The sequence below is a fragment of the Mycoplasma cottewii genome (genome assembly GCF_024918975.1).
Taxonomy (GTDB): Bacteria; Bacillota_I; Bacilli_A; order Mycoplasmatales; family Mycoplasmataceae; genus Mycoplasma; species Mycoplasma cottewii.
The window spans coordinates 942,064-964,395 of the sequence record NZ_CP103424.1; the positions used below are offsets into that span (position 1 = coordinate 942,064).

The window sequence follows — 22,332 nt, forward strand, 5'->3', positions numbered from 1 at the left end:
ATCCTTTCATATTTTTATTATATTAGTTATTTTCTTTTACGTCTTCTGAAAAATGCCACAATCGCTGCAAGTAGACCAACACCACCAACAGCAGCTGATGCACCGATTATAATGTTTTTGTTGTTTAGTTTTTGTGGTTCTTTGTTATTAGTTTCATCTTGAGTTTTAAGTTTAAAGTTAATTGTAATTTGACCTTTAAAATCATCACTATTTTTAACTTTAACAGTTACTGAATTAGTTGTTGCATCACCAACAAGTTCAAAATTATCTTTAGTTAATGAACTTAGTGCGGAATTGTTTGCAATAAATGCTTCAATGATTTGATCGAAATTATATTCATCAAATGATCCAACATTAGTGTTAGTTGCTTGAGTGTCAATTGCAGTTTTAAGTTTAAAGTTAATTGTAATTTGACCTTTAAAATCATCGCTATTTTTAACTTTAACAGTTACTGAATTAGTTGTTGCATCACCAACAAGTTCGAAATTATCTTTAGTTAATGAACTTAGTGCGGAATTGTTTGCAATAAATGCTTCAATGATTTGATCGAAATTGTACTCATCAAATGATCCAACATTAGTGTTAGTTGCTTGAGTGTCAATTGCAGTTTTAAGTTTAAAGTTAATTGTAATTTGACCTTTAAAATCATCGCTATTTTTAACTTTAACAGTTACTGAATTAGTTGTTGCATCACCAACAAGTTCAAAATTATCTTTAGTTAATGAACTTAGTGCGGAATTGTTTGCAATAAATGCTTCAATGATTTGATCGAAATTATACTCATCAAATGATCCAACATTAGTGTTAGTTGCTTGAGTGTCAATTGCAGTTTTAAGTTTAAAGTTAATTGTAATTTGACCTTTAAAATCATCGCTATTTTTAACTTTAACAGTTACTGAATTAGTTGTTGCATCACCAACAAGTTCAAAATTATCTTTAGTTAATGAACTTAGTGCGGAATTGTTTGCAATAAATGCTTCAATGATTTGATCGAAATTGTACTCATCAAATGATCCAACATTAGTGTTAGTTGCTTGAGTGTCAATTGCAGTTTTAAGTTTAAAGTTAATTGTAATTTGACCTTTAAAATCATCGCTATTTTTAACTTTAACAGTTACTGAATTAGTTGTTGCATCACCAACAAGTTCGAAATTATCTTTAGTTAATGAACTTAGACTAGGGTTTTTGCAATAAATGCTTCAATGATTTGATCGAAATTATATTCATCAAATGATCCAACATTAGTGTTAGTTGCTTGAGTGTTAATTGCAGTTTTAAGTTTAAAGTTAATTGTAATTTGACCTTTAAAATCATCACTATTTTTAACTTTAACAGTTACTGAATTAGTTGTTGCATCACCAACAAGTTCGAAATTATCTTTAGTTAATGAACTTAGACTAGGGTTTTTGCAATAAATGCTTCAATGATTTGATCGAAATTGTACTCATCAAATGATCCAACATTAGTGTTAGTTGCTTGAGTGTCAATTGCAGTTTTAAGTTTAAAGTTAATTGTAATTTGACCTTTAAAATCATCGCTATTTTTAACTTTAACAGTTACTGAATTAGTTGTTGCATCACCAACAAGTTCGAAATTATCTTTAGTTAATGAACTTAGACTAGGGTTTTTGCAATAAATGCTTCAATGATTTGATCGAAATTATATTCATCAAATGATCCAACATTAGTGTTAGTTGCTTGAGTGTTAATTGCAGTTTTAAGTTTAAAGTTAATTGTAATTTGACCTTTAAAATCATCACTATTTTTAACTTTAACAGTTACTGAATTAGTTGTTGCATCACCAACAAGTTCGAAATTATCTTTAGTTAATGAACTTAGACTAGGGTTTTTGCAATAAATGCTTCAATGATTTGATCGAAATTGTACTCATCAAATGATCCAACATTAGTGTTAGTTGCTTGAGTGTCAATTGCAGTTTTAAGTTTAAAGTTAATTGTAATTTGACCTTTAAAATCATCGCTATTTTTAACTTTAACAGTTACTGAATTAGTTGTTGCATCACCAACAAGTTCGAAATTATCTTTAGTTAATGAACTTAGACTAGGGTTTTTGCAATAAATGCTTCAATGATTTGATCGAAATTGTACTCATCAAATGATCCAACATTAGTGTTAGTTGCTTGAGTGTCAATTGCAGTTTTAAGTTTAAAGTTAATTGTAATTTGACCTTTAAAATCATCGCTATTTTTAACTTTAACAGTTACTGAATTAGTTGTTGCATCACCAACAAGTTCGAAATTATCTTTAGTTAATGAACTTAGACTAGGGTTTTTGCAATAAATGCTTCAATGATTTGATCGAAATTATATTCATCAAATGATCCAACATTAGTGTTAGTTGCTTGAGTGTTAATTGCAGTTTTAAGTTTAAAGTTAATTGTAATTTGACCTTTAAAATCATCACTATTTTTAACTTTAACAGTTACTGAATTAGTTGTTGCATCACCAACAAGTTCGAAATTATCTTTAGTTAATGAACTTAGACTAGGGTTTTTGCAATAAATGCTTCAATGATTTGATCGAAATTGTACTCATCAAATGATCCAACATTAGTGTTAGTTGCTTGAGTGTCAATTGCAGTTTTAAGTTTAAAGTTAATTGTAATTTGACCTTTAAAATCATCGCTATTTTTAACTTTAACAGTTACTGAATTAGTTGTTGCATCACCAACAAGTTCGAAATTATCTTTAGTTAATGAACTTAGACTAGGGTTTTTGCAATAAATGCTTCAATGATTTGATCGAAATTATATTCATCAAATGATCCAACATTAGTGTTAGTTGCTTGAGTGTTAATTGCAGTTTTAAGTTTAAAGTTAATTGTAATTTGACCTTTAAAATCATCACTATTTTTAACTTTAACAGTTACTGAATTAGTTGTTGCATCACCAACAAGTTCGAAATTATCTTTAGTTAATGAACTTAGTGCGGAATTGTTTGCAATAAATGCTTCAATGATTTGATCGAAATTGTACTCATCAAATGATCCAACATTAGTGTTAGTTGCTTGAGTGTCAATTGCAGTTTTAAGTTTAAAGTTAATTGTAATTTGACCTTTAAAATCATCGCTATTTTTAACTTTAACAGTTACTGAATTAGTTGTTGCATCACCAACAAGTTCGAAATTATCTTTAGTTAATGAACTTAGTGCGGAATTGTTTGCAATAAATGCTTCAATGATTTGATCGAAATTGTACTCATCAAATGATCCAACATTAGTGTTAGTTGCTTGAGTGTCAATTGCAGTTTTAAGTTTAAAGTTAATTGTAATTTGACCTTTAAAATCATCGCTATTTTTAACTTTAACAGTTACTGAATTAGTTGTTGCATCACCAACAAGTTCGAAATTATCTTTAGTTAATGAACTTAGACTAGGGTTTTTGCAATAAATGCTTCAATGATTTGATCGAAATTATATTCATCAAATGATCCAACATTAGTGTTAGTTGCTTGAGTGTTAATTGCAGTTTTAAGTTTAAAGTTAATTGTAATTTGACCTTTAAAATCATCACTATTTTTAACTTTAACAGTTACTGAATTAGTTGTTGCATCACCAACAAGTTCGAAATTATCTTTAGTTAATGAACTTAGACTAGGGTTTTTGCAATAAACGCTTCAATGATTTGATCGAAATTGTACTCATCAAATGATCCAACATTAGTGTTAGTTGCTTGAGTGTCAATTGCAGTTTTAAGTTTAAAGTTAATTGTAATTTGACCTTTAAAATCATCGCTATTTTTAACTTTAACAGTTACTGAATTAGTTGTTGCATCACCAACAAGTTCGAAATTATCTTTAGTTAATGAACTTAGACTAGGGTTTTTGCAATAAATGCTTCAATGATTTGATCGAAATTATATTCATCAAATGATCCAACATTAGTGTTAGTTGCTTGAGTGTCAATTGCAGTTCTAACTGAATAATTAACTACGATTGAACCATGATATTTATTATTGGATTCTACTACTTTTAAAGTAATTGAGTTATCCTTAGGTTCGCCTACTGCTTCAAAGTCAGCTTTAGTTAATCCATCAAGTTTACCTTCATTACGTTTAATAAATTCTTCAATAATTTCATTTTTATCATTTGAGTCAACTATTATAGAACTAGTAGTTAATCCTAAACTTGAAATGTTATATTTAGCTAAATAATTGATAGTGATTTCATTTTTATATCTTCTATTTTCACCATCAACAGATTTTAAAGTAGCTTGAGTATTTGACTTAATTTCCAATACTAAACTATCGAAATCTAATTTAGGATATTTTTGTTTTAGAACTTCTAGAACTTTTGTTTTTAATTCTTCATTATCAGAAACATTAAAGTTTCCAACGTTTCTATCTTCTTCTTTTATAATGTCTGAAATATCTTTTAACTGAAGATTTCTAGGGAAAGGTTTATTTTTATCTTCTCAAGCCGGGGTATTAATATCGATATTTTCAACATTTATAAATCTTTCGTTTTTAATATCTCAATTACTTATGTTTTGGTTAAATATTGTAGCACCATTGAACATATTAGAAATATCTTTTAAACTGTCAATTTGTCATGATGAAATTGAGTTATTATTAAACCTAACTGCTCTATGAAACATTTTACTCATGTCAGTAACTTTTCTAACATCTCAACTTGATATATCACCATCAAATCATGAGTTTTCAAACATTGATTTCATTGAAGTTACGTTTTGAGTTTTTCAGTTCAAGTCTTGTTTAGATATTCATGAACCTTTAAATACTTCGTTCATTTCTACAATATTAGTTGTATTTCAATTTTTGATATCTTCGATATTTGTAAGATTATTACTTCCTCAACCTTCAAACATATTAGATATTGAAGTTATTTGTTTAGGTAACTGAGTTGGTACTTTAGTAACTGTTTTTGGCATTCTAACAGCTCTTATATTTTTACCATCATGATAGTATCCAATTTGTTTAATTTCTTTAGCTTGTATATTATATAAATCTTTTTCTGCAGTTCTTTGTTCATTGCCTTCATTGTCAATATAAATAGTGAACGCTTCTGCTGTTTTTCCAACATCTAATAAAGCACCTATTCTATTATTGATTTTAATTTTGATTGTTTGTTTTAATTTATCTTCAGGGTCTCTATTAATTAGTCTATCTTTCTCATCTTCAAATAATTCAACATCTTGTATATCTAAATCGCTTGCTTGTGTTTTTAAAAGTTCTTTAATTTTTTCAAGGATTTCACTTTTTTGAACCTTTTCTCCTTCTGCAACAACAATTTTATCTTTAAGTTCTTTATCTCAGATTTCTTTAACTCTAGTTTGGACACCAATAGATTTTGTATCACTTTTTAGAATAGGTCTATTTTTTTGTTCTCATGAAACAGTGTTATTTGTCATTGAACCTATGTCTTCATCTGAAACGATTAGATATGATAAGTCTTGATTAAATTTATGTGCGTGATAAAACATATTAACAACATTAACACCTTCTTTAATTACAAATTTTTCTGGAAGTCGTTGGTTGAATGCGTGTGCTATTGAAAACATTGCATGTAAACTTCTAGCATTTCTTGTATCAAATTTATCTCCAAGTGGTTGGTTGAAAATTTTCGCTCCTTGAAACATACCAAAAAAATCTCTTCCTTTTGATGTATCGAATTTGTCTCCTAAACTACTATTAAACGATGGAGCACCTTGAAACATACTTTGGAAATTAACTCCACTTGAAGTGTCTCAAGTAATTGGTTGATTAAAATTTTCAGCTCTAAAAAACACTTCTTTAAAAATTGTTACTTTTGAAGTGTCTCACTTTTCGATTCCTTGGATTTTTACATTTGTATTAAATTTAAATGCACTATCTAAGTTTCTTATATGACTTGGTAACACTTCTGGAACTTCATTCACATTTTCTGGAAAAGGTCTAATTCTGTTTCCTTGAATTCATCCTATTTTAGTAACTTTATTTTTATTAACTGGATCAAATTCATGTTCTTGTTCTTGTGGAATATTATAGTTAATTGATTCATTTTCGTTTATTTCACTTTTATTTGTAAGTGTTGTTAAATTATGTTCTGTATGACTATGATTTTTAGCGCCAGAAAAAGCCATTACAGCTTTTAATATAGTTAATAAATTCTTCATACTTTCATCCCTTTCAATCCTATATAATTATCTCACTATAAAAACTGAAAATCTAAATAAATTAATTAAAATTCTGGATAAACTAATTGAAATAATGGTATTTATAATATTAAAAAATCTTAGATTTAAAGTTGTAAAGTGATTGCTTTATTATGAGTTTCAATTTCTTTTTCATCGTATCAAAAAAAAAAAAAAAACAAGGGCAGGAGACTATGCAATGCTGGGTACCCCGAAATCCGGACTTTTTTAAGCGGTAACCTGTCTTGTATATTGAACAGGTGTTAGTCCGCTTAGTTTTAAGCTTATTCTTTTATTATTATATCAATAAATATATCAATTTAATTTCTCAATAACTTGATCAATATTTTTGTATTTTCTATTATAAAACATTTCTCTTTTAATATACTAAAGAAATTTTCTGCAGGTGAATTGTCTAGACAGTTTCCTTTTCTAGACATACTTTGAATAGCACCTGCCTTTTCTAATTTTTCTACAAATGATTTATGTTGGTAATGAATTCCTTGATCGGTATGTATTATAGTTTTACCAGGAATTATCTTGTCTATAAAACTGTCAAGTGCTCTATTTGTCATCTCAACAGTTGGTCTAGTTCCATAACTGTAACCAACAATTTGATTGTTGAATGCATCTTTATATATTTGTAAATATAGCTTATTTTCACCAACCTTTAATTCAGTTAAATCACCAAATATTTTTAGGAATGGTATATCTGCTTTAAAATCCCTTTTTATTACGTTATTAGCAACAGTTCCAACCGTTCCTTTGTAAGAGCTGTATTTTCGTCGTCTAGAAGCGTTATAAATAGAAACTAAGCCATTTTCTTTCATTATTTGTAAAACTTTCTTTTTACTGATTTTGTAACCTAGTAGTTTCAATTGAAGGTGTATACGTTTATGGCCAAAATCACGGTCATTATCGTAGAAAATCTCTTCAATTTTTAAAGTAATTTCCCTGTATTTATCGTTCTTATCGATATTTTGTTCTAGTTTTTGTTTTCATTCATAAAATGTAGATTTTTTAATGTTAGCAATTTCTAATCAATCAGATGTTTTTAAGTTCGGATAGTTCTGCTCTAATTCTAAAATTGATTTTACTTTTTCTTTGTTTTTGAATGAATTAGAGCTCTCAACTTTTTAAATACATATTCTCAGCTCGAGCCAATTCTAGTTCATGCTGTAATCGCTTATTTTCTTCTAAAAGTTTATCAGTCTGTGTTTCTGATAGTTTCTTTTTGTCTGATGGCATGTTATCAATATATCCTGCATTTCCAATTAATTTAGAAATACCAGCAACACCATGTCTATAATATTTGCTTTCTCACAAAGATATTGTCGATGCGTTCTTTATATTAAAATGTTTTGCTGTTTCTAAAAACTTAAATTATTTTCATTTTTATATTTTATAACAGCAATTTTAAACTCAGAAGTGTATATAGATTTATTCTTACTCTTCCTAATACCTCTAATACCAAAAGATTCATATTGACATTTCCAATTAACTATCGTGTTAATGTTTATTCCATACTCTCTAGACACTTGAGTAATAGTCTTACCACTTAATAATTCTTTTATGACTCTCTTTTGATCTCATATAAATACTTCGCCATAAATATAGTACCCCCTGTCCGGACAGGGGGTACTATGCAAGAATAATCTCTTCCTTGTCTCAAATATCTTGTGTATTAATTAAAGTGTTTTTATAAAACTTAAAATATCTAAATAATCATATAAACTATTTAATTTATTATCATTTTTAACATTAATGTCTTTAACTAAATTATTAGATATTAACTTAATAATTTCTTCAATTTTAATATTTAAAGTTTCATAATGTTGATTAATATCTAAATGTTCAAATTCATTTAAAAGATCTAATATTTTATTTTGTTCAACTAAATATTTTTATATTCAAATTTAATAATTATAGATAACTTAATTAGAGTAGAAACTTTAATGTAATCAGATTTATTTTCAATTTCAGAATAATAAACATATAAATAATTTAAAAAATAATCAAGTTTAAAAGATATTATTTTAATAACATCATAAATTGCTAAATTTAAGAAATTATTTTCTTTTCCTTCTTGATAAATTAAATTAACGACTTTTTTAAATTCTTTAGCTTGAGTGATATTTTTAATTAAATGATTGTGTTTAATAAAATGATTGTAAATAGGTAGATAACTAAAACTAGAACACATTTTAAAATCGTTATATAAATTATTTATTTGTAAATATATTTCTTTTAACATACTTCTCCTATAGTAAAGGTTGAATAATATTTAATATTTTAACTATAATTTTTCTAAATCAATTAATCTCATCATTAGGAGTAAAATCAAATTCAAAACTATGATCGAAATCTCATTTGAATTTATCACTAATTTGTTTATTTAACTCTTTTGAATAAGTTAATACCATAGTTTGTTGATCAGCAAATAAAGCTCTAAAATCTAAATTAGTTGATCCGGTAAAACTAATTTCATCATCTATTAAATAGACTTTAGAATGATTAAAGACATTATTCATAGAATAAATCTTAACTCCTGCTTTATATAAATCTCTTGTTCATTGTTTTGTTTCATCTAATAAGAAAGGTTTATCACTCATTCCAGGTATTAAAATTCTTACATCAATTCCAGTATTAGCAGCTGATATTAATGCACTAGTTATTTCTTGAGGAGGAATAAAATAAGGAGTAGAAATTCAAATACGTTTTTGAGCTGAATTTATTAAGTTAGTAAAAACAGATAAATGAATAGGTTCGTTATGATTTGGACCTGATGAAATAATTCTAACTAAAGAGTTTTTATTTTCTTTTAAAGCATGTATTTTACCTATATTTTTTTCAACTTCTAAAATATTTGGTAATTTATTATTTTTATAAAACTCATAATCACTTACAAATATTTTTTCAATTCCTTGTACTGCACTTCCGGTTATTCTTATATGAGCATCATTTCAATAACCGAATTTCTTACTTAAATTAATATATTCATCACCAATATTAATTCCACCAACATATCCAATTTTTCCATCAATTGATATATCTTTTCTGTGATTTCTATAATTAGCTGTTCATTTTATAAAAGGAAAATGTACTTTAGCGTAACTCACAATATTTGCACCATAACCTATTAATTTCTTTTTAGAATTAGAAAACATATCATATGATCCAACAAAATCATAAATAATATAAACTCTAACACCTTGTTTAAGTTTTTTAATTAGCAAATTAGTTAATTGATCTAATAATCTACCTTCTTTAATAATGTAAAAGTTTAATAAAATATAATTTTTAGCATTGCTGATATCTTTAAATAAACTTAAAAATAATTTATTACCATTATCTAAAAATTCAACATCACTATTTTTATATAAGTTTAAATTTAAGTTGTTTTGTCCTGTTTTAAAAGAACGTTTAAATTGCGGTATTTGATTTGTTAAAATACCTTCAATTTCTTTTTGTTCTTGTTTAGTTTGTTTTTGTTTAAAATCAATAATTGAATAATTTTTAGTTGTTTTATATTTATAAGGTCTACCAAAAAAGATATAAGAAATAATTCCAAAAATAGGTACAAATGCTATGAATGAAGATCATCTGATTCTAGTTTCAAATCTTCTTTTTTTATTAGTTAAAACAACTATAGCTCAACAACAACAAATAGAGTGAAAAATGAAAAATGAAATTCAGTTATATCAATGAGCATAAACACTTGTTATTGCTAAAATAGCAATTGCTAAACCAAACATAAATATTAATGATAAAGTTGCTACTAACGGTTTTTTCATTGTTCTGTTCCTTTGTTATGTTTTTTTATTGTTTTTGAAAATCTATTGTTTTTAATAATTAATAAGTTGAATAATTCAGGTGAAAATTTTGCAATTGCTTGAGTAAATTTTTGATTACTAATAAGTTGAAGCATAAATAGTTTTGACTGAATATGATTTTTTTTAAAAAAGTATTTGCTAACTAAAATATAAAAAGTGAATCAATAAATGTAATCATATAAATTTTGTTTTTATCATCATAAAAAACTTAGAAAATGCATTAGCAATATAACAATATATTTCATGATAACTAAAATATTTTTTAATTTGTTTTTCGGTAAATTTCATTTTAAATTCTTTAGATAATATTTCTAAAGCTTGTTTTTCATAATTAATATTTAATTCATTAAACTCTAATTTTTCTGCATTTAAAACAATTGTTTTATGCATATCTTCTAATTTGTTTTTAGATTTATTTTTAGTGAAATTGTAATATAGATAATAAGAACAAAGATTAATAAAGTTAAAAACATCTCAATGTTGTTTTGTATCAATTTTCATATTTGAGATTCCTAAAATATAAAGATAATTTTTAACTATTAAATTACTTCTTCTTTTTGCAAAAAACTTTTTAAAATCTGTATAAATTAAATCATTTTCATTAATGAAATTTTTAAAGTATTTTTGTCTTTTTAAAAAAGAAGCAACGTTCTTTTTAGTTAACTTTGGACTCATTATTTTTTACCTCACTTATATTTATATTATATAAAAATAGGCATAAGCCTATTTTAATCTGTTTAGTAATGGAAAAATAAATTTTGATGCCTCTAAATTAGTTGTGTTTTCTCTTATATAAACAAATGATCTGTGGTGATCTTCACCAACCATTACTTTTCTTAATTCTTTAACAACAAATTTATTTTTTATATTTGGTACAAAATAGAACTCAATTAGTGAAATTCCTTTTGGAACAATATTTTGTAATAATGTTTGAATATTAATTTCATTTTTTGAATAAAGACCCATTAATTGGAAAGTGTGACCTGTAATTGAAAACATTACAATAGCGTCTAAATTAGCTAAATAATAAATGTTATTTTTGTAGTATTTTAACAGATTATAAATTTGTAGATCTTTATCTTCTTTTACAGAAAATAGTGAATTTTCTCTAGCTGAATGGAATAAATAATCTTTAATAAATTCTAAATCTTTAGCATTATTTTCTGGTGATAATTTTTTAACTACTGCTAATTCAGATTCTACATTTTGATCTCATTGCATGAAATAAGTATATTCTTTAGCTTTTTTAAATCCATTTCTTATTAATGTTTGATCATTTTCATTATTTGAAAATGTGTAGAATAGATCAACTATTCTTTCATACTTGTCGATTACCCCTTTAATCATTTGATCAACCATTTCATCGTTTCCAGTTTTAGATTTTACAAATTGATTAGTTATTAATACTGAGTTAACGCTTGTTTTATTAATGGTAATTCCATTTTTTAAGAACCCACATACCCCTAAAACACCGTTGCGATCATTAACTGCACAAATTGGTGTGAAACCTAGATCTATTTGATTTTTTAGAATTCAGTCTTCGTATGTTTGATAACCCCTTTTTTTAATAATACTATTAAGTTCTAAGTTGTAATGTTTGTTATCTCTATAATTGAAAATTAAACTATATTGACTCATTGAAAACCCCTCCTAAATGTATTGTTCTATATTATTGATTATACTACCACACTAGATGTTTTGAGATATGTTTTTGTGGTGATAATTAACCGTTTATAGTAAAAAATACCTTTTATTTACTTAATTATTTTAACTTTTATCTTTTTAAAAAATTAAAAATTCACTTTAGTTTTTAAACTTAAAGTGAATAAATTAATTCTAGTTTGTTTCAACTGTTTTAGATTGTTGATCTAATTTCTTTTTCATTTCTTTGTTGTTTAAATAGATTAATAACGCACCTGATGCAAATCCTAATAATCCAACTAAAATAATTGTTACCATTAAAATTTGATAAGCAAATTGGTTGTTTTCTAAATTAGTTACTGGATCTACTACTTTGTATTTTGCAATTAATGATGATTGTAATTGTTGGAATCAAGCATCTGGAGTAAAGGCAATAACTGAAACTAATCCAACAGCTGTTGCATAGTCTTTTTTAGCAACACCAATTTCAAATAATGTCGCTCAACGGTTAGTTACTAATCCTCAACATAACGCACCTAAACATAAGAAGAATGTATAAACAATAACTCTTGCTGTTCATAGATATCACTTAGGAGCTTCGTGTAAAATTCATCCCACTTTAAATCCTGGTATGAATAAAACTGTTGTTACTAAGAATGTTCCAATTAAAATTCCTATCATTAAGAATCTAATGTATTTTTTAGTTTTATCAGCTATTCTTCCTGCTGGAGCTGAGAATATAAATCTAAATAGATAAGTTCTTAAAAGTCCACCAATGAACACCGCTGAAGCTGTTACTCCTAATGAGATTTGTAGGTATGAAACTAGAACACTTAGTCCCATTTGATACATATAAACTCCCATAACAACAAGTGAAACTAATCAGATTTTGTAGTTTTTAATAACTTTAAATACGTCTTTAATGTTAAAACTTGCTTCGTCTTGTTTTGCTTGTTTATCTTCTTTAACGAAAAATATTAATAGAAAAACTGTAAGAGCAATTAAACCACAGAACATGTAAATCATAATAGTGAAGTTTCACACACTTGGAGAAGTCACACCTTTTGAAGCAAAAATTGGAGTTAATACTAAGAATAATAAATATCCTATTGAAACTAAAACAGTTCCTGCAAATCCGTTAAAACTTCCGTGAATTCCATTTAATAATCCATTTTGTTCTGGTTTTCCTTGTTGAGCTAATAATTTTCAAAGTGGTGCTCAGAAAATAATCTTAGCAAATGCTCAAATAGAATAAACTATACATAGTTGAATGTAACGTGATTCAAGTCCTACTTGATTTAAAATAGGACCGTTTTCTGAAGCAACTAAAGCTCCACCTGCAGTTAAACCTATTGAACCATATCACACACCAGAAATACCAAACATAGCAAGTCCAGTAATTGTTAATCATTTAACACTAAATTTATCTCCTAAAATACTTCCAAAAAAGTAAATAGCTATTGAGATATATCCATAAATCGCACTAGCTTGAGATAGGTGCTCAGTCTTAACACCTAAGTTTAATGCTATAGTTTCAGAACTCATAACATTTCTTAGATATGAAGGGAAAACGAACACTAAAGTGTCAGAAACGGCAAGCAATAGAATAACAAATAAAGTTCTTTTATCTAAAGTTTTAAATGTTCTGTCTAAGAAACTTTTAAAACCATTTTGTTTTGCTTTTTCTTTCACAATCTTTATTTCCTTTCTTTTCACTTTCTTATTATATCACTTGCTTGTTTTGTTTTTTACACAGCTTTTATGCACTTTTGTTTTTTACACAGCTTTTATGCACTTAAAAAATATCTTTTATCAAAATCAATCAAAAAAAGATCCTTACATTGTAAAGATCTTTTTATCTTATATATTTTTTATTTATCGAATCATATATTCTAGATGGTGAAGCATTTAATTCTTTGTCAAAAAACACAACAATATCTTTATTAAAATTTTCTAAATCAATTTTAGTTTTTAACGGTTCAGATTTGTGAAAATTAACACTTGTTGAAATGATAGGACCAACAGTATTAATGATATTTTTTATATCTTGTCTTTTAACTAATCTAACAGCAACACTTGAATCTTTTGTTTTGAAAATCACTGTTGTAGGTTGATCTGATAATAATAATTCTTTATCAGTTTGATCAATAACATCTAAATCTTTAAGTTGATCTAAACTTGATATTAAGATAATTAATCTTTTATTAAGATCAGCTTTTTTAATTTTATTAATTTGTTTTTCATTTTCTAAACTATAAACTGCAGATAATCCATAAATTGTATCAGTGGGTAAAATTATAATTTTATTTTGTTTTAAAAGTTCTATTGCTTTATTTTCTTCATGATTTTTTAGCATTTGTATATCCTCTTAATATTTTAAATTTTTTATTTTCTATTTCTTGTTCAACTTCTTTAATAATATTTTTCTTAGTGTAAATTCCTTTACCAATAATAGCAAATGAAACTAATGTTGAAGTAATTAGAATAGTGAACTCAGAAAATATTACATAATTATTAGTAAATATAGATTTAAATTCTTTATCAATACCATTTAAAGGATATTCTTCTGTAAGTTTATTATAGATATTTTCTGTTATTATTTGTTTTGTTTCTTTTAAATAATCCATACCCATATTATCAGTATTTCAAGCAACTGAAATTCTTTGTAATTCTAATTGAGATACAAAAACACTTATGATTAATAAAATTGATTCTATAAGTAAAATGATATATTGCGATCTAAATGATAATGAAGAAAAGTTTTGACCGCGTAATGATACTGAAACTAAAAATAATGAAGTTGATAAAGTAATTCCTAATACTAATATAGGAAAAGACAAAATAGTTAACGGACTAGTTTGTTCTAAACTTAATGTGTCTTTAAATTTATTAAATACATTATCTTCAAAACCATTCATATCTTTTAACAAGTTAGGATATTCATAAGTTCATTTAAATAATGATTGAATAGGTCCACGCGTTGAAATAACTACTATGTAAAATATAACACTTGATGAAATTGCAAATACAGTTACTAAAACTCAGTTAGATAATGTTTTTGCTTTATATGAAAATATTTTATTTGCATAAATTTTAAATTTAGATCCTGAAAATAATGAGTTTTTTTGAGCAAAGTGTGTTACATATTTATCTTCTTGATTTGATGAATTATCAGCAAAAACAACATTTTGTAGTGAAATAATTATAGTAAACATGAAAAAGAATTGAACAAAACTTACTCATCAAATTTTTTCATCATTTATTCAATGAAATGCATTTAATTTATCTGCACTAACACTTGAAGGTGAATAATGCTCATAATATCATCTAGCTATTTCTTTCATTTCATCTATTTTATTATCTGAGTTTCCTGTAATAGTTTCATAATGTAAAAAGTCTTCATAAAATCCATAATAATACTGTGATAAAGTTTGAAAAAGAATTGTAATAACACTTAAAAAAACAATTGAAACAATTACTACTTGTTTATATCTTCGGTTGTTTGAAACACTAACAATACCTTTAAAAAGAATAAATAAAACAAGAACAATAAAAGTAAAAATAATCCCAGCTATTGCATAACCTCATATATAAGCTCTGCTTGGTAATTCTATTAAATGTGAAGAAATAGTTTTAAAATGGTCAAAATAATAAAGTAATCCTTTGTCACTAAAAATAATATAAACATACACATAAAAAGGCATAATAGTTAGTAAAAATACTACTATTGCTAAAATAGATCTAAAATAGATCGATAGATTTCTTTTTTGAATTTCTGGATTAGAATCTTTTATTCTCATTGAAAATTTATTATTAATCAATTTGAGTTTTAGATTCGAAAGATATTTATTTTTAATCATATGTTTATTCCTTTAAAAATTTTTAATTATTAGATTTCTTCAATTATTGTAATTATCTTTTTAAATTCTCAATTATATTTTAAACAATTATCATTAATTATTTTCTCAATTACTGTTTTTTGATTTCAACCAAATTCTAAAACAATAATAAATTTATTATTAATATCTACAACTTTATCAATATTATTAATTAGTTGTTTATAAAAATATAATCCATTGTCTTTAGCAAATAATGCAATATTAGGTTCATATAATTTAACACTATCATCAACAGAATCATCATTAATATCAATATATGGTGGATTACATACAATTACATTAGATTTGATATTATTTTTAATAATATTTTCTAAAAAATCTGATTGTAATATTTCAGTATTTTTTAAATTGAAATTATTAATATTTGTTTTGCAAACATTTAAAGCATTAGTATCAATATCAACTAATAAAACGTTGTTTAACTTGTTTAATAAAGCTAAGCTAATACCTAAACAACCACTACCAGAACAAAGATCAATTATCTTTAAATTGTTATTGTTTTTTACATAATCAGAAACTAAGTTTATAATTTCTTCTGATTCAACTCTTGGTATTAAGACGTTATTATCAACATAAAATTTATTGTTGTAAAAATATTTACTTTTAATGATATAAGCTAAAGGATATTTTTGTTCTAATAGTTTTATTATTTGATTAACTTGTTCTTTTTCTTGATTTGTTAATTGATAATCTAAATCAGTTATAATTGCTTGATAATCTTTTTTTAATACATACTCTAAAATAGCATAAACATCAGCTTTTGAAATGCTGATGTTTTTATTATTTAAAATATTATTAAAAACCTTGTAAATATTAAGCTTCATTTTCTAGTTGTTCAGCAACTTTTTGACGTTGTTCTTCGTTTATTAATGCAATTATAAATTCTTCAATATTTCCTTCCATAACTTGATCTAATTTGTTTAAAGTTAATCCAACTCTATGATCAGTTACACGGTTTTGTGGGTAGTTGTATGTTCTGATTTTTTCAGATCTAGCACCAGTTCCGACAGCACTTTTTCTATTAGCGTCAGCTTCTGCTTGTTGTTTTTCTAATTCAGCTTCATAGATTTTTGCTCTTAACATAGTCATTGCTATATCTTTATTATCGTGTTGACTTCTACCATCTTGACTAGCAGCCACAACTCCAGTTGGAATATGAGTGATACGTACAGCTGAATCAGTGGTGTTAACGTGTTGTCCACCAGCTCCTGATGAACGGTAAGTATCGATTCTTAAATCTGATGGTTTGATTTCAATTTCAACTTCACTCATTTCAGGTAAAACAGCAACTGTTGCAGTTGAAGTTTGAATTCTACCTTTAGCTTCTGTTTTTGGCACACGTTGAACTCTGTGAGCACCAGATTCGAATTTTAATTTAGAATAAACTCGATCTCCTTTAACCATGAATACTACTTGAGAATATCCTCCAGCTTCTCCAGGTGAAGCTTCCATAATATTAATTTTTCAACCTTGACTTTCAGAATAAAGTCTATACATTCTTAATAAATCACCAGCAAAAATATTTGCTTCATCACCACCAGCTGCCCCACGAATTTCAACAATAACATTTTTGTCATCATTTGGATCTTTTGGTAATAACATTTCTTCAATTATTTTTACTAGAGGTTCGATTTTTTCACTGTTTTCTTCTAATTCTAATTTAGCTAATTCAATTAATTCTTGATCTTTTTCATTTTCTAAAATGTTTTTAGCATCAATTATTTGTTGTTGAGTTTGTTTATATTCAACAAATTTTTCAACAACTTCTTCTAAATTAGATCTTTCTTTATTTAGTTCAGTGAATTTTTTAATATCTTTTAGAATTTCTTCTTTTTGTAGATCTTCATTAATTTGATCTAGTCTTTTTTGCATAGTTTCTAATGCTTCATATGTTTTTGGATTCATTAATTAGTCTCCTTTTTTAGGTAATACATAACAAGTTCTACATCTTGCTTCATAACTTTCTTTTCCATCAACTAAAATTAGCGGTGAATCTCATTTGGCTGGTTCTCCATTAACAATTCTTTGAGATCTATTAGCAAAATTACCACATATATGACATCTTGCTCTTAGTTTTGTAACAAACTCAGCTATTGCTAAAAGTTTATCTACATTTTTAAATGGTTCAGATCTAAAATCTTTATCAAGTCCATTAACTATAACAATGATTCCTTGATCTGCTAATTCGTCGATTAAGTCAACTACACCTTCATCTAAAAATTGTACTTCATCTATACCAACAACTTCAACCTTTTTAATTAAATTTTCTTGTTCAACTATTTTTCTAATATCATCACTTTTTTGAACAATATTAGATTCTAACATTGTTCCGCTATGTGAAGCTACACATTGTTTTGAATAACGTTGATCTAGTCCTGGTTTGAAAACAACAACTTTTTTCTTAGCATAAGACATGATTTTTAATCTTCTTATAAACTCTTCAGTTTTACCTGCAAACATGCATCCTGTAATCAGTTCTATTCAACCCAATTTGTTGTTTGAACAACTCATTTCAACTTCATTTATATCATTCATAACTTTACCCTCCATTTTGTATTAACTCTTCTAATTCACTCACTAAAGTTGGTATTTCATTTAATGACTCGATTCTTGCTCCTGATGCAAGTTTGTGTCCTCCACCGTTGTGTTTTTCAGCAACTTTATTAACTTCATAATCACGACTTCTGAATGACACTTTTAATTGATCTTCATATTCAATAACAGTGAATCAAATTTTAATTTCTTCAATTCCTGCCATTGTAGATAAACAAGATTTAATTTCTTCGTAATTTAAATCTCAACCTTTTTGATCATCTTTTGTTAAAACAATATATGCGATACCTGTATTTGTAATATTAACTTTAGAAAAGGTGAAATTCATTCATTTTCTCATCTTTAATGATGAAACGTATAAATAATCGTTTGCTTTTTTAAAATCGGCACCAAATTCTAATAATTTAGAAGCCACTATAAAAGTTTGTGAATCTGTTTTTTCATATAAAAATCTTCCAGAATCAGTTAATAAACCTAAATATAAATTATGTGCAGCTTTTTTAGGAATTATTAAATTCATTTGCATTGCTCATAAAGTGATTACTTCAGTATTTGCAATTGATGAATCTAAAATCAAATCATTATCTGCATAATCTTCAACATTAATATGATGATCAACTTTAAATATTTCTTTAACTAGTTCAACTCTATCAAAATCAATACGTGATTTAACTGCAGTATCAACTGTAATTAATAGTGAATTTTTAACAAATTCATCACTAATTTCATTACTTAAAAAATCTAAATCATGGTTTAATCTTTCACCAACAACAAAGATCTTTTTATTTTCAAAATTCTTTTCAATTATATAAGCAAGACCCATGGCACTACCTTGAGCATCTCAATCAGGTAGTTTATGTTTTGCGATGATTACGTTGTCGTATTGTTTAATTTTTTCAACTAATTTTTCACATTTTTTATTATCTAACATTCTACACCTCTTCAGAAATTATTTTGCTTATACTTTTTCTATCTACGTGAACAACTATTTTGTCATTATTTTTTAGTTGAATTGTTTTGTTATAGAAAAATATTTTTGTTTTATACTCAGTAACTCCACAATAAATGTTTTTATCAATAAACCTATTAGATTTTACTAATCTTAAAATGATTGGTAAATTATCTCTTCCACCGAAACTTAAATTTACTCTAAAAGGATTTAAATAAATTGTTCCGTTATCACTAATTTCATTATTTTCTAAATTTCAGTTTTTATTTTCTACTTCAACTTGTTCATTTTCTAATTTCTTATATTTTAAATTGTTATAGTTTGGTAGAATGTTTTGTTCTAAACTAATATCAAAAATATCTTCAGCTGATAAAAGTTGCATTTCATTGTTATAAACACTGTAAATTTTTTTTGAAAGATCCGGAACATATCTTAATGAATCATTTAAAAATACAAATGTTAACATAGGATTAAGTTCTCTAATACGTTTAATAGTTTCAGTTAATTTATCAAAATCTTTAGGATTTAAAAGTTGAGTAAGATTTGAAAAAACAATATTTCTTTTACCTAAATTAATAGCTTTTAACATTTTAATATAAATAATGTTTAATGATGATATTTGAAAACTACTTTTAATGAATCATTGAAATTTCATATTGTATTTTTCAACGTTTTCACTCATTCATTCTGAAGCTTGTTGGAAAATATTTTTAATTTGATCCTTATAGTATTTTTTTAAAACTAAAAATTCATTTTTGTTATTATATTTAGCATTACCAGAAAGAATTTGTTCGTGATATTTATGAATTAGATATGCGATTTGCTTTCCTATCATTTTGCATTCTTGACGAAGTAAACCTAACATATCTTCTTTTTGTTTATATTCAATATCAGAAAGTTGATCTTCAACTGTTTTTTGTCAATTTTTATATGCTCATTCAACTTTGTTATATGATTCTTTAGAGATTTCAGATTGTTTAAAATATTTTTTAAATTCAAAATCTAATTGTTTTTGAAATTGCTTTAGTTTTTTATTATCTCTATAAATTGCGATTCTTAACTCAGTAATTTTTGAACCTATTATTTTAAGTTGTTTACCTACTGCATATTTAGTTTGAGAATAAGTAAACTTTCTTCAATTCTTTTTCAATTCTCTATTTGATGATCTTTTAATATTATATTCACAAGAACAAGAATCTCTTAGTTCATCAAATGCATAAATGTTATCTCACATAATTTGTTGGAACATTAGCATTAATTGATTAATTCTTACAGTTACTTTTAAGTTTTCAATTAATTTTGATAAAACTTTTATTTGAACAGGAAAGTCTTTAAAAATATCTAAAGGTTTTTTCTGATTGTATTTTAATAATTTTTTTAAATAATCATTTAAAACTTTTTGTTCTGTTGTTGTTGAGTTAGTTATAAATTGAGATATTACTTTATCAATGTTTTTTCTAACTTTTAGATCGTTGTTTTCATTTTTAGAAGCAACAAATGATAAATAATTATATTTTTCTTCAATATAAGAAACAGAAGCTTTTCTTAAAAATCTAGTATTGAAAAGTAGTGATAATACTAAAACTCATTTAGCAGGAATTAAACGTTGGAAAAAATTGTTGTTTTTAATGTATTCAACATTATTTTTAACAAATCTTTTATTTACAATATCAATTTCATCAATTTGATATCTTCCTGTTTTATTTTTTTCTTTACCTAGTAAAACTCTTTTAAAGAAATTGAATTTTTTTGGTTGACGAATAACTACATTAATTATTTCACCATCACCAGCAGTAAAGTTAATTCTTTCTATTTTAGGATCTTTGGTTAGAAAAGTTAACTCACTGAATTTATATGACATTAATTTTCCTCCAATCCATTATATAAATATATTTTAAATTATTTAACTTTAAAAAAGAAAAACTCACAACGTAGTTGTGAGTAAATATTGTTAAAATAACTAATTTTGGCTTTCTTTGTTTTTTGCTTTTTGATCAGCTGAGTGTTTTTCAGCAGTTGCTTTAATAGAATCTCTTTTAGCAAATTTAGATTTGAATTGTTCAACACGACCAGCATTGTTAACAAATGTTTGAGCCCCAGTGTAGAATGGGTGGCAATTTGAACAAATATCAAGTCTTATTTCTTCTGCTTTAGTTGTACCACATACTCATTCATTAGAACAAGTTGTACAAACGAATTTAGCTTCGTTAAAGTATTTTGGTTGAATATCATTTCTTGGCATAGTCTTTCTCCTTTCGCTATGTTATCATTTCGATATTTGATACGTTATATAGTATATAACAAAATTTAAAAAAATAAAAATTTTAAAGTTAAGATTACTTTAAAATTTTAAATTATCTATGAATTAGAAAAGTTATTAAGCTTTTCCTTTGCATCCAAATCATTCAGTTAATTCTAAGAATGTTGATTTTAATGATTCATATCCAGGTTTTAATAATTTACGTGGATCAAATCCTTTTGTATTATCATCTAAATCTTTACCTGATTCAACATATTTTCTAGTAGCATCTCTAAATGCTAATTGTAATTCAGTATTAACGTTAATTTTTGAAATTCCCATTGAGATTGCTTTTTTAACTTGATCTTGAGGAATTCCTGATCCACCGTGTAATACCATTGGCATATTGCATGCTTGTTGTAATTTTTCTAATGTGTCGAATGATAGTGATTCTCATCAACTTGGATATTTACCGTGAATGTTTCCAATTCCAGCAGCTAACATTGAAATTCCAGTTTTTGAAATTTCTTCAGCTTGTTTTGGATCTGCTAATTCACCTTGTCCAACAACACCGTCTTCTTCTCCACCAATTGAACCAATTTCAGCTTCAACTGAAACTTCGTATTCATCAGCAAATTTAATTAATTCTTTTGTCATTGCTAAGTTTTGTTCATATGGATAGTGTGATCCATCAAACATAACTGATGAATAACCTGCTAAAATACATTTTTTAGCCATTTCAACAGTTTGACCATGATCTAAGTGTAAAGCAACTGGAACAGTAATATCTAAAAAGTCTAATAATCCGTTAACCATTCCAACAACAGTTTCAACTCCACCCATGTATTTAATAGCACCTTCACTAGTTCCTAAAATAACTGGAGTGTTTGAAGCTTGAGCTGCTTCTAAAATAGCTTTTGTTCATTCTAAGTTGTTAATATTAAAGTGCCCAATTGCATATTTATTGGCATGAGCATCTTTTACCATTTGTTTAGCATTAACTAAACGTTTGTGATATAGTTTTGGCATTTTATAATAATCTCCTTACCTTGCGTTTATATAATAATATCA

Annotated in this window: 26 protein-coding genes and 2 pseudogenes; 11 read left to right on the forward strand and 17 right to left on the reverse strand. The window is 25.8% G+C overall.

The genetic code is table 4. The features are described from left to right. Window positions 1–111 precede the first annotated feature (111 nt). The 11 genes from NX779_RS04140 to NX779_RS04190 are packed head-to-tail and all read left to right on the forward strand — an operon-like array spanning window position 112 to window position 3,848. The gene (locus tag NX779_RS04140) at window positions 112–1,194 is read left to right on the forward strand and encodes a hypothetical protein (RefSeq protein WP_259430131.1); all 1,083 of its coding nucleotides are present in this window, start codon (window positions 112–114) and stop codon (window positions 1,192–1,194) included. Between the two features lie 8 nt (window positions 1,195–1,202). Then, window positions 1,203–1,415, forward strand: coding sequence for a hypothetical protein (locus NX779_RS04145; protein WP_259430132.1), 213 nt, complete (start codon window positions 1,203–1,205; stop codon window positions 1,413–1,415). Between the two features lie 8 nt (window positions 1,416–1,423). Next, window positions 1,424–1,636: a hypothetical protein gene (locus NX779_RS04150; protein WP_259430133.1), complete on the forward strand. Its 213-nt coding sequence runs from the start codon at window positions 1,424–1,426 to the stop codon at window positions 1,634–1,636. 8 nt (window positions 1,637–1,644) lie between these two features. Beyond that, window positions 1,645–1,857 carry a hypothetical protein gene (locus NX779_RS04155; RefSeq protein WP_259430132.1) on the forward strand — a complete coding sequence of 71 codons (213 nt, stop codon included), beginning with the start codon at window positions 1,645–1,647 and terminating at the stop codon, window positions 1,855–1,857. Window positions 1,858–1,865: 8 nt separating this feature from the next. Further along, window positions 1,866–2,078: a hypothetical protein gene (locus tag NX779_RS04160; RefSeq protein WP_259430133.1), complete on the forward strand. Its 213-nt coding sequence runs from the start codon at window positions 1,866–1,868 to the stop codon at window positions 2,076–2,078. A gap of 8 nt (window positions 2,079–2,086) precedes the next feature. Then, entirely contained in the window at window positions 2,087–2,299 is a 213-nt protein-coding gene (locus NX779_RS04165; RefSeq protein ID WP_259430133.1) for a hypothetical protein, read from the forward strand. Window positions 2,300–2,307: 8 nt separating this feature from the next. Continuing rightward, window positions 2,308–2,520: a hypothetical protein gene (locus NX779_RS04170; protein WP_259430132.1), complete on the forward strand. Its 213-nt coding sequence runs from the start codon at window positions 2,308–2,310 to the stop codon at window positions 2,518–2,520. An 8-nt stretch (window positions 2,521–2,528) separates the two neighbouring features. After that, window positions 2,529–2,741 carry a hypothetical protein gene (locus NX779_RS04175; RefSeq protein WP_259430133.1) on the forward strand — a complete coding sequence of 71 codons (213 nt, stop codon included), beginning with the start codon at window positions 2,529–2,531 and terminating at the stop codon, window positions 2,739–2,741. A gap of 8 nt (window positions 2,742–2,749) precedes the next feature. Continuing rightward, window positions 2,750–3,406: a hypothetical protein gene (locus tag NX779_RS04180; RefSeq protein ID WP_259430134.1), complete on the forward strand. Its 657-nt coding sequence runs from the start codon at window positions 2,750–2,752 to the stop codon at window positions 3,404–3,406. An 8-nt stretch (window positions 3,407–3,414) separates the two neighbouring features. Beyond that, window positions 3,415–3,627, forward strand: coding sequence for a hypothetical protein (locus NX779_RS04185; protein WP_259430132.1), 213 nt, complete (start codon window positions 3,415–3,417; stop codon window positions 3,625–3,627). Window positions 3,628–3,635: 8 nt separating this feature from the next. Next, the gene (locus tag NX779_RS04190) at window positions 3,636–3,848 is read left to right on the forward strand and encodes a hypothetical protein (protein WP_259430133.1); all 213 of its coding nucleotides are present in this window, start codon (window positions 3,636–3,638) and stop codon (window positions 3,846–3,848) included. On the opposite strand, the gene NX779_RS04195 is transcribed toward NX779_RS04190, so the two are convergent. The 17 genes and pseudogenes from NX779_RS04195 to fba all read right to left on the reverse strand — a co-directional run bounded on the left by NX779_RS04195 (window position 3,826) and on the right by fba (window position 22,290). Further along, entirely contained in the window at window positions 3,826–6,129 is a 2,304-nt protein-coding gene (locus NX779_RS04195; protein WP_259430135.1) for a BspA family leucine-rich repeat surface protein, read from the reverse strand. The two genes, NX779_RS04190 and NX779_RS04195, sit on opposite strands and share 23 nt — an antisense overlap. A gap of 246 nt (window positions 6,130–6,375) precedes the next feature. Beyond that, window positions 6,376–7,756, reverse strand: a pseudogene (locus tag NX779_RS04200) (IS3 family transposase). Window positions 7,757–8,041: 285 nt separating this feature from the next. After that, the gene (locus tag NX779_RS04205) at window positions 8,042–8,401 is read right to left on the reverse strand and encodes a hypothetical protein (RefSeq protein ID WP_259430136.1); all 360 of its coding nucleotides are present in this window, start codon (window positions 8,399–8,401) and stop codon (window positions 8,042–8,044) included. 7 nt (window positions 8,402–8,408) lie between these two features. Then, the gene (cls, locus tag NX779_RS04210; RefSeq protein WP_259430137.1) at window positions 8,409–9,941 is read right to left on the reverse strand and encodes a cardiolipin synthase; all 1,533 of its coding nucleotides are present in this window, start codon (window positions 9,939–9,941) and stop codon (window positions 8,409–8,411) included. Then, the gene (locus tag NX779_RS04215) at window positions 9,926–10,075 is read right to left on the reverse strand and encodes a hypothetical protein (protein ID WP_259430138.1); all 150 of its coding nucleotides are present in this window, start codon (window positions 10,073–10,075) and stop codon (window positions 9,926–9,928) included. Before NX779_RS04215 ends, cls begins: the two co-directional genes overlap by 16 nt. Window positions 10,076–10,118: 43 nt before the next feature. Next, window positions 10,119–10,655, reverse strand: a complete 537-nt coding sequence (locus NX779_RS04220; protein WP_259430139.1) for a hypothetical protein — start codon at window positions 10,653–10,655, stop codon at window positions 10,119–10,121. Between the two features lie 48 nt (window positions 10,656–10,703). Continuing rightward, window positions 10,704–11,618 carry a hypothetical protein gene (locus NX779_RS04225; RefSeq protein WP_259430140.1) on the reverse strand — a complete coding sequence of 305 codons (915 nt, stop codon included), beginning with the start codon at window positions 11,616–11,618 and terminating at the stop codon, window positions 10,704–10,706. A 198-nt stretch (window positions 11,619–11,816) separates the two neighbouring features. Further along, window positions 11,817–13,313, reverse strand: coding sequence for an MFS transporter (locus NX779_RS04230; RefSeq protein WP_259430141.1), 1,497 nt, complete (start codon window positions 13,311–13,313; stop codon window positions 11,817–11,819). A gap of 163 nt (window positions 13,314–13,476) precedes the next feature. Further along, a complete protein-coding gene (locus NX779_RS04235) occupies window positions 13,477–13,977 on the reverse strand; it encodes an L-threonylcarbamoyladenylate synthase (RefSeq protein WP_259430142.1) in 501 nt (166 codons plus the stop codon). After that, window positions 13,952–15,481 carry a hypothetical protein gene (locus tag NX779_RS04240; protein WP_259430143.1) on the reverse strand — a complete coding sequence of 510 codons (1,530 nt, stop codon included), beginning with the start codon at window positions 15,479–15,481 and terminating at the stop codon, window positions 13,952–13,954. The genes NX779_RS04235 and NX779_RS04240 overlap by 26 nt, the downstream gene beginning before the upstream one ends. A gap of 12 nt (window positions 15,482–15,493) precedes the next feature. Beyond that, window positions 15,494–16,344 (reverse strand): annotated as a pseudogene (gene prmC / locus NX779_RS04245) (peptide chain release factor N(5)-glutamine methyltransferase). After that, on the reverse strand, window positions 16,334–17,425 hold the full coding sequence (prfA, locus tag NX779_RS04250) for a peptide chain release factor 1 (RefSeq protein ID WP_259430145.1): 1,092 nt from the start codon (window positions 17,423–17,425) through the stop codon (window positions 16,334–16,336). The pseudogene prmC and the gene prfA overlap by 11 nt, the downstream one beginning before the upstream one ends. 3 nt (window positions 17,426–17,428) lie before the next feature. Next, window positions 17,429–18,055, reverse strand: a complete 627-nt coding sequence (locus tag NX779_RS04255) for a thymidine kinase (RefSeq protein ID WP_259430146.1) — start codon at window positions 18,053–18,055, stop codon at window positions 17,429–17,431. 4 nt (window positions 18,056–18,059) lie between these two features. Next, window positions 18,060–19,004, reverse strand: a complete 945-nt coding sequence (locus tag NX779_RS04260) for a DHH family phosphoesterase (protein ID WP_259430147.1) — start codon at window positions 19,002–19,004, stop codon at window positions 18,060–18,062. Between the two features lies 1 nt (window position 19,005). Next, the gene (locus tag NX779_RS04265; protein ID WP_259430148.1) at window positions 19,006–20,883 is read right to left on the reverse strand and encodes a regulator of G-protein signaling domain-containing protein; all 1,878 of its coding nucleotides are present in this window, start codon (window positions 20,881–20,883) and stop codon (window positions 19,006–19,008) included. A 99-nt stretch (window positions 20,884–20,982) separates the two neighbouring features. Beyond that, the gene (rpmE, locus tag NX779_RS04270; protein ID WP_310795079.1) at window positions 20,983–21,264 is read right to left on the reverse strand and encodes a 50S ribosomal protein L31; all 282 of its coding nucleotides are present in this window, start codon (window positions 21,262–21,264) and stop codon (window positions 20,983–20,985) included. Between the two features lie 135 nt (window positions 21,265–21,399). Beyond that, on the reverse strand, window positions 21,400–22,290 hold the full coding sequence (fba, locus tag NX779_RS04275; protein ID WP_259430149.1) for a class II fructose-1,6-bisphosphate aldolase: 891 nt from the start codon (window positions 22,288–22,290) through the stop codon (window positions 21,400–21,402). Window positions 22,291–22,332: the final 42 nt, after the last annotated feature.